Annotated in this window: 9 protein-coding genes; 4 read left to right on the top strand and 5 right to left on the bottom strand. The window is 35.2% G+C overall.

Annotated elements, in window-relative coordinates; all coding sequences use genetic code 11:
- Nucleotides 1-762: 762 nt before the first annotated feature.
- The 3 genes from FTV25_RS15300 to FTV25_RS15290 form a co-directional block, all read right to left on the bottom strand.
- On the bottom strand, nt 763-1,020 hold the full coding sequence (locus FTV25_RS15300; protein WP_004726728.1) for a hypothetical protein: 258 nt from the start codon (nt 1,018-1,020) through the stop codon (nt 763-765).
- 349 nt (nt 1,021-1,369) lie between these two features.
- Nucleotides 1,370-1,966, bottom strand: a complete 597-nt coding sequence (locus FTV25_RS15295) for a putative adenosine monophosphate-protein transferase Fic (protein ID WP_179990952.1) — start codon at nt 1,964-1,966, stop codon at nt 1,370-1,372.
- A gap of 12 nt (nt 1,967-1,978) precedes the next feature.
- On the bottom strand, nt 1,979-2,146 hold the full coding sequence (locus tag FTV25_RS15290; RefSeq protein ID WP_000946583.1) for a YhfG family protein: 168 nt from the start codon (nt 2,144-2,146) through the stop codon (nt 1,979-1,981).
- Nucleotides 2,147-2,421: 275 nt separating this feature from the next.
- Here FTV25_RS15290 and FTV25_RS15285 point away from each other — a divergent pair, with 275 nt between their 5' ends.
- From FTV25_RS15285 to FTV25_RS16230, 4 genes are read left to right on the top strand one after another with little or no spacing between them, the layout of a single operon-like run.
- A complete protein-coding gene (locus tag FTV25_RS15285) occupies nt 2,422-2,913 on the top strand; it encodes a hypothetical protein (RefSeq protein ID WP_000943375.1) in 492 nt (163 codons plus the stop codon).
- Nucleotides 2,900-5,239, top strand: coding sequence for a hypothetical protein (locus tag FTV25_RS15280; RefSeq protein WP_127800787.1), 2,340 nt, complete (start codon nt 2,900-2,902; stop codon nt 5,237-5,239). The genes FTV25_RS15285 and FTV25_RS15280 overlap by 14 nt, the downstream gene beginning before the upstream one ends.
- A gap of 4 nt (nt 5,240-5,243) precedes the next feature.
- Entirely contained in the window at nt 5,244-8,444 is a 3,201-nt protein-coding gene (locus tag FTV25_RS15275; protein WP_127800785.1) for a site-specific integrase, read from the top strand.
- Between the two features lie 60 nt (nt 8,445-8,504).
- Complete coding sequence (locus FTV25_RS16230; RefSeq protein WP_372551473.1) at nt 8,505-8,612, top strand: hypothetical protein; 108 nt, start codon at nt 8,505-8,507, stop codon at nt 8,610-8,612.
- 144 nt (nt 8,613-8,756) lie between these two features.
- On the opposite strand, the gene FTV25_RS15270 is transcribed toward FTV25_RS16230, so the two are convergent.
- Together FTV25_RS15270 and FTV25_RS15265 are read right to left on the bottom strand one after the other, a co-directional pair.
- Nucleotides 8,757-8,975: a hypothetical protein gene (locus FTV25_RS15270; RefSeq protein ID WP_000550047.1), complete on the bottom strand. Its 219-nt coding sequence runs from the start codon at nt 8,973-8,975 to the stop codon at nt 8,757-8,759.
- 30 nt (nt 8,976-9,005) lie between these two features.
- The gene (locus tag FTV25_RS15265; protein ID WP_373683732.1) at nt 9,006-9,575 is read right to left on the bottom strand and encodes an IS200/IS605 family accessory protein TnpB-related protein; all 570 of its coding nucleotides are present in this window, start codon (nt 9,573-9,575) and stop codon (nt 9,006-9,008) included.
- Nucleotides 9,576-9,740: the final 165 nt, after the last annotated feature.

Below are 9,740 nucleotides of genomic sequence, written 5' to 3'. Positions count from 1 at the left end.
TTATAATCAGCGAAGAATTCAAAAAGGCTTGGATTTTAAGACACCAAATCAAATGGCAGAAGACTTTTATCGGTTAGCTGCCTAGAATCTCCCAAGTGAAAGTCTCCTGCTAATTCAGCACACATCAATGCTTTCAATATAGCATGCGGCTATATGTAACTCGAACGGGCTTAATCTGCCTTTCAGTATAAATTTTTTGGGCGTGAGAGGGGAGAGGTGTGAGGGCAAGCAATTTATATCGTGGATACTTCTAAATTACTTATGTAATAGAAGGTGGTAAACATGGATTTAGAGGTAATAACACTAAATATAAAAAAATTGGAAGAATAATTTATTAAATTATTGTTTTTATGTGGTTATTGGTGATGTTATGAATAATAATAACTTTTTTCTTGATGAATTTTACCTAAAAAAATTGATCAGATAATTTTCTTTAAATGTCATGCATACATAAATTTGACAGTTTGAAGGGATCGGTATGTGCATTTTTCACAAGGTTAAAGATCGACCATAAATGTGATAAACGGCAGAGGATCATTGAAAAATGAATGGATTTAAACACTACATGTATGCACGAAAAAAAGTATCGCTGCGGTTCTGCTGACAGGCTGTATTGAGCATTGAATGCAAATGATGTAGTAATTGTCTACAGGCTATAGGACCAGCATGAAGAAGAATGAAATGTAGTTGCCAATTTATAACCTTGGTTGAAAAGCATAGCATTGTTATTCGGAGAAGTGAGGTAAGCCATCCTTCTCTTATTCATTTAAAATGATTCTTACTCAACTGATCTCGACTCATGGGCTGGTTCCAATTAGACGGATAATAACTTCCATCCCCTATCTTTTTCTTACCACATTTCTTGCATTTAATCCCTTCTTTGGAGATTTGATTCAGCATCACTGTTGTCGGTTGAATCAAATCAATGACATAGTTCGTTGGTTCAGGAAAAGCAGAAGAGGCTGCTTTATTGCAAAAGAGAACATTCGGATCAAATGGATTGGATTGCACAAAAGCCATGATACAGCCACAGAGTAATTCACCTGCATGTAATCTGTAACATCCATTCAGGTCATCAGACGAAGATTAATCTGAAATTTAAGCACTAAACACCATAAATCTATGTATGGGCAGACTTTTTTGAGACATATGTTGATAAACATGCGGCAAGTTACATTGCTTAAAAGTCTATCTAAGTTAACGATCTATTCAATTCTGGATAAGTAATCTGAATATTACGATCCTAAATTACCCGAAGAGTATTAAGATTTCTAAGAATCGTGATTGTTGGTTTATTTGGGAAATTAATCAGTGGATTGAAGCAAAGATGATGGCTCATTAAGGATTGTGGGCTTCGACTACTTAAATTTTAGGTATTTTGAATAAAGCATATTTCAAAAATCTTAATTAATGGATTTAAATTACCATAAAAACCTTCAATATTGGCTTGAATCCATTGTTGTTGAGAGTCAATGCGAGACCAATCAATACCATAACCACAATGAGCAATCAGATGCTCAAAGAAAATCCGTTGTGTACGTCCATTACCTTCACGGAATGGGTGTATGACATTAAGCTCACAATACAAGTCGGCAAGTTGAGGAATCAGTTGTTGTGGTGCTAAGCCTTGAAAGTATTTTTTTTCTTGAAGCGGTTTGAGTAGTTTATTGGTTTCAATTTCAATACGGGAAAAATTACAAAAACGGGTGTCACCTTTGGAAATATCGATTTGTCTTAACTTTCCTGCCCAGTCGTATAAGTCGCCAAAGAGCTGCGCATGAATTGATTTTAAGTATTGTAAGTCGTAAGGTGGTTCAGCATATTCAATTAAGTTACTTGCCAATCCAGACAGTTCTAGTTCAGCTTGTTCTAAAATTTGTTCATCACGAATATTGAGTTTGTTCTTTAGGATATTTGTGCCAGGGTAACAATACAGGCTGTCACCCATTTCCCCATATTTATCCATACATGCACCTGACTAAGATTCGGGTTGCGAATACTTCTTATATTTTTGCAAGATTTCAGCTTTACTTTGTTGAGTTGTTTGAGCTGTCGTTGTAATGCCTTCAAGCTTTAGGCTGGCTTGATAGTTTTGCGAACGTGTCGCTTGAATATATTTTCTTTTCTGTTCAGTGGTTCTGAGCATTTCGAAACTCCATTGATGCTACACGTGAAGTAAGTATAGCAGAGAATCTTTTTGATCAATGCTGCATACACAGCATTTCTAAAATGTAATACAACGGTATTGTTTCATGTAATAACAGAAAACTAAAAAAAAGTGGAAGAATTCTTAAAATTTAGACCGTCATAGATAAGCAAACCGTATGTATTTGTTGAGAATTGTAATTTTGAGAAAATTTAGTTGATAAATTAAATGAAGTTTCATATACAAAGATATGCTCATTTTTTAAATCGATAAAAATGTTAAGATTTGACTATTTGGTAAAAAATATAGAAATTTTTATGGGGCAATTTATCATGCCCTTTTGCTTTGACCGAAAAAATGTTCAACTTGAGATAGTAAAAATTAACTCAGAACTACTGAAAATCAAAAAGATTAAACAGAGTCAGAAAGTAGTAGTACAAGCAAAGTTCAAAATAATCTATGTGAAAATTTGGCAAAAAATCTTGCTATTGATGCAAACGGAGCCAGGCTTACGTGTGCATTCTAATTATGTTGCAATCTTACAGTTGATACATAATCTTGATGATTTTATCGAAAAATCACAACAACACTTGTGCTTTGAAAGAAAAGCTCAGAAAGAACTGGATGCTAAATTTTTTGCAAGATTTTTTAAGCTAACAAAGAATTCAATAAAGGATCAACTTTTACCAAATCGTTCTGATCACAATGAATTTAAACAATGCAACGTGATAAAAATATTAAGCGAAAATGAATATGCCAAACATTGAAACACAAGAGCAATTCTTAGATTTAGCAGAAAAATATCAACAAGATTATTGTCTATTACGTGATGATATTGTAAATACACAATTTGTCGATCTATCAGATGATTTGTATAAAGATGTCTACGCTCTATACAAATTAGCACAACAAATTTATAGCTATATATCAGGCTCCAGACAGATCGGTAAGTATTCTTTTTTAGCTGCTGTGAGTTTTTTTGCATGTCCAGATTCTAGTAATACACAAGAGCTGTCATCGCAACGTTATTTGATTCTACAAGCGAGTTTTTTAACATATCGGCAGTATCAAGAATTTGCAAAAATTGATAAAGCTGAGAATAAGCAAAAACATGTTTGTGACCTATTACGCTATGTCTCACGATATGTGCTGGATTCTAATCATGCTGAATTATTTCATGAATGTAGTAAGCTGCTAAATTGTTATGTCACGTACGAACGTAATTTGAAAAAAGAGGATCGTAATCAACTTTTTAATATTAAAGATTTCGAACAAGTACAAGTCATAGAGTATTTATCGGCTCTATTAATAATTTTTAAAAGACTAGATGATCGTCGTGTAGTTCATCGTCAGCGTAAGTCAAAAAAAAGCAAAGTTTTGCAATGGCCGACGAAAAATGAACTCAAAAAATTTCGTGAAATTAAAACGGGTAAGCAAGTAGATATTGGACATAACGCAAAGATTAGTATTTATGATGCCGCTCTTCACAAAGATGAAGAGGGTGAAGTTGATCTATTAGATCCTGAAATGGAGTTTTATTCAGAAGATGAAAAGTCTAAAAATTTAAATTATATACTCAGCGATAATGCGACGCATCTAATGCGGCATCGCCAGCGCCGTCATGCTCCTTTTGTTACAAATCCACATTATTTGGCGCCAGATATACTGAAGCAAATTGTTTATGTGTTGAGAACCGAGTTATCCGGGCACTGGAGGGATGCTGCAATCGCTGCAGCATGTTTATTGTCACTTTTGACGGGATTATCACCCGTCGCACTGATGGATTTTAACGAGCTTATTCAAGATGGAATTTTGATCCAGAATGGTTCAAGTAGACGTCGCGAATATTTACTCAAATTAAATCTTAAAATTACAGAGCAGAAGATTAAGAGCTTAAATCATGTGCGGTGGAATGAAGTGATGACACATCAACTACATTTACCTTCTGCTTGGTTTGACTATATAGAACAAGCATCGAATCCACTAATTTCATCAACACACATTAATACGAAACTTAAGAATTGGCTTGATAATCGGTTTGTAGGTTCGATCACTGTAGAAAAACTGCAGGCTCAATTATATTTTCATATATATTATGAAACATATAATGAATATCTTGCTCATGTAATTGCTGGGCGGGATAGTCAGCATCACATGCCTGGTATCTATTATGGCGGGCTACCGAAAACTCAACTCAGTAGCACATATCTAGCCTTTTTAGAAAAAGCACTTACACCACATTCCACACATTTTACTGAAGACACGGCTGAACTAAAAATATTGCAACAACAATTCAAAGTGCAATCTGCATTATCTATAGGAAGGATAGGGAGCCAACTGGCACTTGAACCCAATTTTGTGAAAGAGCAATTCCATATTTTACATAGACATTGTCACGAAAACATCCAAGAAGATAAGCACATTATTAATCAACTTAATGCATATGCGTGTTGGATGTGGCATATCAGTTTGTTGAGTTTGGCAAGTCGGCCTAAAAAAAACCTGTTGGGGAATTTGGATGATTATTGTGTTGAGCTCAAGCTTTTATATGTGAATGATAAAAAAAATAGTAAAGCAAGAAAAGATGGTCGTTTTATCCCTTTATCTGATTTTTTCATAAAAACACTGCAAAATTACACTGCCTTTTTAGAACAAATTATTGAAGCGTACGGTTCATTTTTTAGACAAGTCTTTGCAAAGAAGAAGATAACTGTAAATGATCTTTTTGGTAAGGTCATTTTTAGTAAAGATATCTTGCCGATAACTGTCAAAGAATGGCAGAGCAGGAAAATTAAGTTAATCCCTTTATCGAGAAAATGGGTGAATTCATATATGCAAGGAGTCTTTCCAAAGAATATGTATTCGAATTGGTTACGTCATTTTGACATGAACTTTTTGATGCATGAGCAGCAAGAGGGTAAACCAGCATTAGCTTTTCACTTAATTCAGGCCCTGTATGGTCATGACCAACGTGACCGAGAGGCTTTTCATCCGCATTCTTCACTTATCCCGAATGTCTATGTACAGCAAGCCCGCCAGCAATTGCAAGATAATGTCAAATCTTTATCGATTAAACACTTAGAGCGAAAATAGTTGTATGCAAAAAATCAAAGAACTAATAAAACCACAACTAGATGATCTATTTGTTGATATTCATAAAATGGTGAAAAAGTCGCTAGATAGACAGCCTTCTCCACCTGAAGTATTGACGAAAGAAATGCAGCAAAAACTTGATCAGCAGATCGCTGAAAAATGGCATGACATTAAAGATAGTGTTGATTGTTTGAGTCAAAAGTTGAGCCGAGACGAACAATCAAAACTGATGCAATTTACTGAAGATGAATTTAATAAAAGAAGGAAGCAATTCAACCAGAATGTAGATAAAAAATCATACAGAATTAAGCTAAATCCACATACTAAACGGATCGTACTGCCTAGAAAAATTGAGAGTACAGAGTCACGGTTAGAACAGGGGCATCTACATATCCATGTACTTAAGGAATTAAGGCAGTATTGGCAAGATTCATTTGAATATTGGAATGAACCAAAGTACTTATGGGGAAATTTATGCTTAAGTTTTATATATATTTCAGGCTGTGCAGATGAACAGCATTTGATTGCTATTCAGAAGCAATTGCAGGAGGCCATTGAGCTTGGTACAGATCTGAATTGTTTTCGGTTATACCATTCGGACTACAAAAAAATCACTAATCCATTGTTACTACATTATCGTGTTGAAAACTCTCAATATGGCAACGATGTAGAACAGGGAAAGTTGTACCAATGGAAACATGTTTTTTTTAACCCATATGCGCAGTTCATTTTGCAATATTTAAAAAAGTTGAAAGCTGCTCAGAAAGAATTTTGTCTGCAACATTCAGTTGAAGATTGTATTTTAGAAAGCTTGAGTAAGATAGGCAGGAAAAAAAGTCTTGGGGATCTGCAATATCAAATTAAACGCCGTGGATTTCGTGCATTTAATGATGTGCAAATGGTACTCGAATTTAATCCAAACCTCAGCATAGATATATTTTTGAGTAATGTGCTTCAGCAAGAGATTAATACTGTTGCTTTAAGGCCATCCGAATTTAGATTGCTGTGGAATAATGATTACAATCAAGTCACAGAACCAGATAATCGCCCTATTCATTTTGAACAAGAGCAGTTACTTCCTGAAGTTCCGACTGTTCAAAGCAAATTACAAACGATTCCGTATGAGTTGATGTTGTTTGGTCAAAAGAAACGTAAAGGTCAAAAAGTTGAGCGTTTAGATAAAAAGAGGAATAAAGAAGAACGCACGCTACGTTTTTGGCAAGAAACTAGAAGGGTGTTAGAGGAGAAGATAGTTGATGCTAATACGGAGGAAAAGTCTTTAATTGATGCTCAACTACGCTTAATTCACTGGTTAATGCATTTAAAAAAACGAGGGCTTCAATTATCAACTATTGAAAGCTACTTAGGATCGTTTGGCAAAGAATTTATATTTGAGATTTGGCTCAATAAATTAGATTTAAAGCAACAATCCATAGATGACTATGAGGATTTATATCGGCAGCTATTGAAATACAGCAGTGAACGTGATGAAAAAGCAGTTCAACGAGATTCGGTGAAAGGAAAAACCTCTCGTAAGATGCACCAAAGCGCAGAATACCGTTTTGGTCGCCTAAAAGATTTTCATCAATTCTGTATAGAGAATTATGATGCTCCAGGGGTATTGGTGTTACAGAATTCAAGTTTTAAGCATTTACAAATTTGCAATGCACGGCTAGTGAGTCCTTTGCTATTTGGCAAATTATTGGAAAAACTAGAAAATTTAAGTCAAGAGCCAACGGCATCAGAGTGGGTCGATCATCTGAGTTGTTTAAAGCTGATGTATTTACTAAGTTATAGAACTGGACTTCGATTAAATGAAGTTCGTTGTCTTAAAATACAAGATATTATTTGCCCAGAGCTACTTTATAAAGAAAAAGAAAATACAGTTTTTAATAATATCACGCTTCATATCCAAGACAATTCATATCGCCGTCTGAAAACGCGAAGTGCGAATCGTCAAATACCATTGAAAATTGCATTGTCAGAACATGAGTTTTTAGTAGTACAACGTTACATACAACATCGTTATGAGCAATATTTGGTTAATCAGCAGGATGATCTACTTTTTAGTGTGAATCATCGTGTATTAACTGATCAATGTATCAGCAAAATTACAGTAGATTTGTTTAGTCAAATATTAGGTATGCATCATGGCTTTAGTTTTCATACATTACGCCACAGTGCTGCTAACTATCTAGCAATAACTTTGCTCGGTTCAAAAGAAATGATCAAGACCTACACAGATTGTCCTTGGGTAAAAGCAAAAAAGATGAGGGATTTATTGTTTGGTATGAAAGCACGTGCTCAAGAAGAGATTATTCAACATAAATGGCAGGTGCTCGCCTCTTGGATGGGGCATAGCAGTATTGAGCAAACGGCTTCAAATTACCTTCATGTTTTGGATTTATTAGCAGTCGATCGAATTTATAATTCGCCGTGTATCATTTCAAAAAAAGTATTAGAACAGTGTTTTAGTCCAGTGAAGTCAAGTACAGACTACATAAACCTAAATCGTTATACTCAGCAGCAGAAATGGTTTAATTCTTATCAGCAAACACAGCCAGTTACGATGGCTGGCCGACAAGAAAAGAAGTTTAGTATAGAGAAGAGTACTCTGACACCTTTTCAACGTTTGATAAGTTTTAGAGAAGGTCGATTAAGCGAAGATACCCAAGCTCAAGAATGGATGCAACGATGTCAATGGATGAGCACTAAATGGATGGATCGCCAAAAATTTAATTTAAAAACGAATTATGTTTATAGTAAGAATTTAGAAGAGAGTTGGTTTGATGAACTTTACGAAAAGGCTAAAAAACTGACTCGTCCAGATGAAATAATTCCTCTCCTTGATTTTCATTATAAAGATGATAGGCAGCAAGATGCACTGAAAGAAAAGAACATGGTTAAGGCGCTTAAAATATTATTATTATTTGGAAAACTGCGTAAGAATTTTCTACATTTTCAATGCCGAATGAAAGGTGATGAGCAACAAATTGTTAATTTTATTACTGGTATAGAGCCAATGTTAGGAGATCATCTGTATTTAGAAAAACAAAACTACCCAGTTAATTTGGATGCTCCTGAGCGAACCGTTAAATTTAGTTTTCAAAGAGTTGTCGGCTCTAACAAAAAAAATGTTACTCCGCTGGTTATATTTAATTTAATGTTAAAAATGATGCAAAAAGATGAACTCTGGATCAAATAGCCTAAGCATGTTAAAGGGGAATTGTTTAGAAATTTCCCTGTTTATAAGTAAACTGCCTTTATGAAAAGCACCATGCTGACTTGGATTAATAAGCGGAATGTAGTATCACAGTTTGATCGCTGGATTTACGAAAATGGTGTGAAGATTAGCGGTATGGTAAATCGATGAGCTAAAGTGTTGTAGTCCAAACTCGATCTGACAATTACCCATTTTTTAGTGTGCCCGTCAGGTTAAATTTGAACTGAATTTTTCTCAGCCCAAATTCATTTCCAATCAAGTTATGTTTCAAGTGGCGTGCGAACACTGCACAATTTAATTCACGGTGCCTAAGACAGGTATCAACTTCGGACCAGCCATTCTAGCTTTGCTAATGATTTCCACCAGCTCATCATAAGTCAGTTCAAACTTATCCTCACTATCAAATACATAGACCATATTCTTGCCTTCATGTTCAGGTGGAGTAGGTGGTACAAATCGTTTCGGGATAAGAATTTGTGCGAGTTGTTCGTCAGTTAATTTAAATAAGTGCATGTTTTTATCCTACTGTTCCTTAAAATGTATTCAAACATACTCAAGGACTAATTCGCACTCTGTTAATGTCTTGTTGCCAAGCGTGTAACTAGAGCCTGAGTCGGTCAGTTCCGACTTGTAGCGGTCAGTCCGTTCTTGCAATATACGCTTTACAGTTTTGTAAGGCGTATAACGACTTATCTCATTGTCGTTTAATCTTGCAAGCACGTTTCTCGCAGCATTCCAATCAGCTTGCACAACTTCCCCATTGAAACGGTGAAAACGATCTCCCTTACGTGTACCTATTAAAAGGCCATGCAAGAAAGAATCACTTTGCGAAGTATATGCAGAATTGACTAGATGCACCGTAGAACCTCTACGGTGAGATATAGAAGTTAGGGCATTAGCTAACAAACCTTTAGCCCATGTATTTAAGCGTCTATTGGTGTTTTTGCCATAGTTGCGTTTACTTTGAATTGGGGATGTTAAATCTTCCGCAACAATCACTTTGGCTTTATCAACCAACTTGTGAGTTGCTGTAAATATTAATGTTTTGAGCTTTGCTTTTTGAGTATCTTGTCGCTTATCTAGTTTTTTTCGACCTAGATTATTTAACTCAATTTTCTGTTTCTTGTGTGGTTTAGCTTTAGCAATCGCTCTGATGTGTGCTGAATTAGCAGGAGACTTTCACTTGGGAGATTCTAGGCAGCTAACCGATAAAAGTCTTCTGCCATTTGATTTGGTGTCTTAAAATCCAAGCCTTTTTGAATTCTTCGCTGATTATAA

The organism is Acinetobacter sp. YH12249 (genome assembly GCF_013417475.1).
Lineage (GTDB): Bacteria > Pseudomonadota > Gammaproteobacteria > Pseudomonadales > Moraxellaceae > Acinetobacter.
Note: the sequence above shows the minus strand (reverse complement) of the source record. Positions and strands in the feature narration are given on the sequence as shown.

What these genes read in the sequence shown, in the direction of transcription:
- FTV25_RS15300 (WP_004726728.1), bottom strand. Translation starts at nt 1,020, where the DNA reads ATGGCTTTTGTGCAATCCAATCCATTTGATCCGAATGTTCTCTTTTGC.
- FTV25_RS15295 (WP_179990952.1), bottom strand. Translation starts at nt 1,966, where the DNA reads ATGGATAAATATGGGGAAATGGGTGACAGCCTGTATTGTTACCCTGGC.
- FTV25_RS15290 (WP_000946583.1), bottom strand. Translation starts at nt 2,146, where the DNA reads ATGCTCAGAACCACTGAACAGAAAAGAAAATATATTCAAGCGACACGT.
- FTV25_RS15285 (WP_000943375.1), top strand. Translation starts at nt 2,422, where the DNA reads ATGTTAAGATTTGACTATTTGGTAAAAAATATAGAAATTTTTATGGGG.
- FTV25_RS15280 (WP_127800787.1), top strand. Translation starts at nt 2,900, where the DNA reads ATGCCAAACATTGAAACACAAGAGCAATTCTTAGATTTAGCAGAAAAA.
- FTV25_RS15275 (WP_127800785.1), top strand. Translation starts at nt 5,244, where the DNA reads ATGCAAAAAATCAAAGAACTAATAAAACCACAACTAGATGATCTATTT.
- FTV25_RS16230 (WP_372551473.1), top strand. Translation starts at nt 8,505, where the DNA reads ATGAAAAGCACCATGCTGACTTGGATTAATAAGCGGAATGTAGTATCA.
- FTV25_RS15270 (WP_000550047.1), bottom strand. Translation starts at nt 8,975, where the DNA reads ATGCACTTATTTAAATTAACTGACGAACAACTCGCACAAATTCTTATC.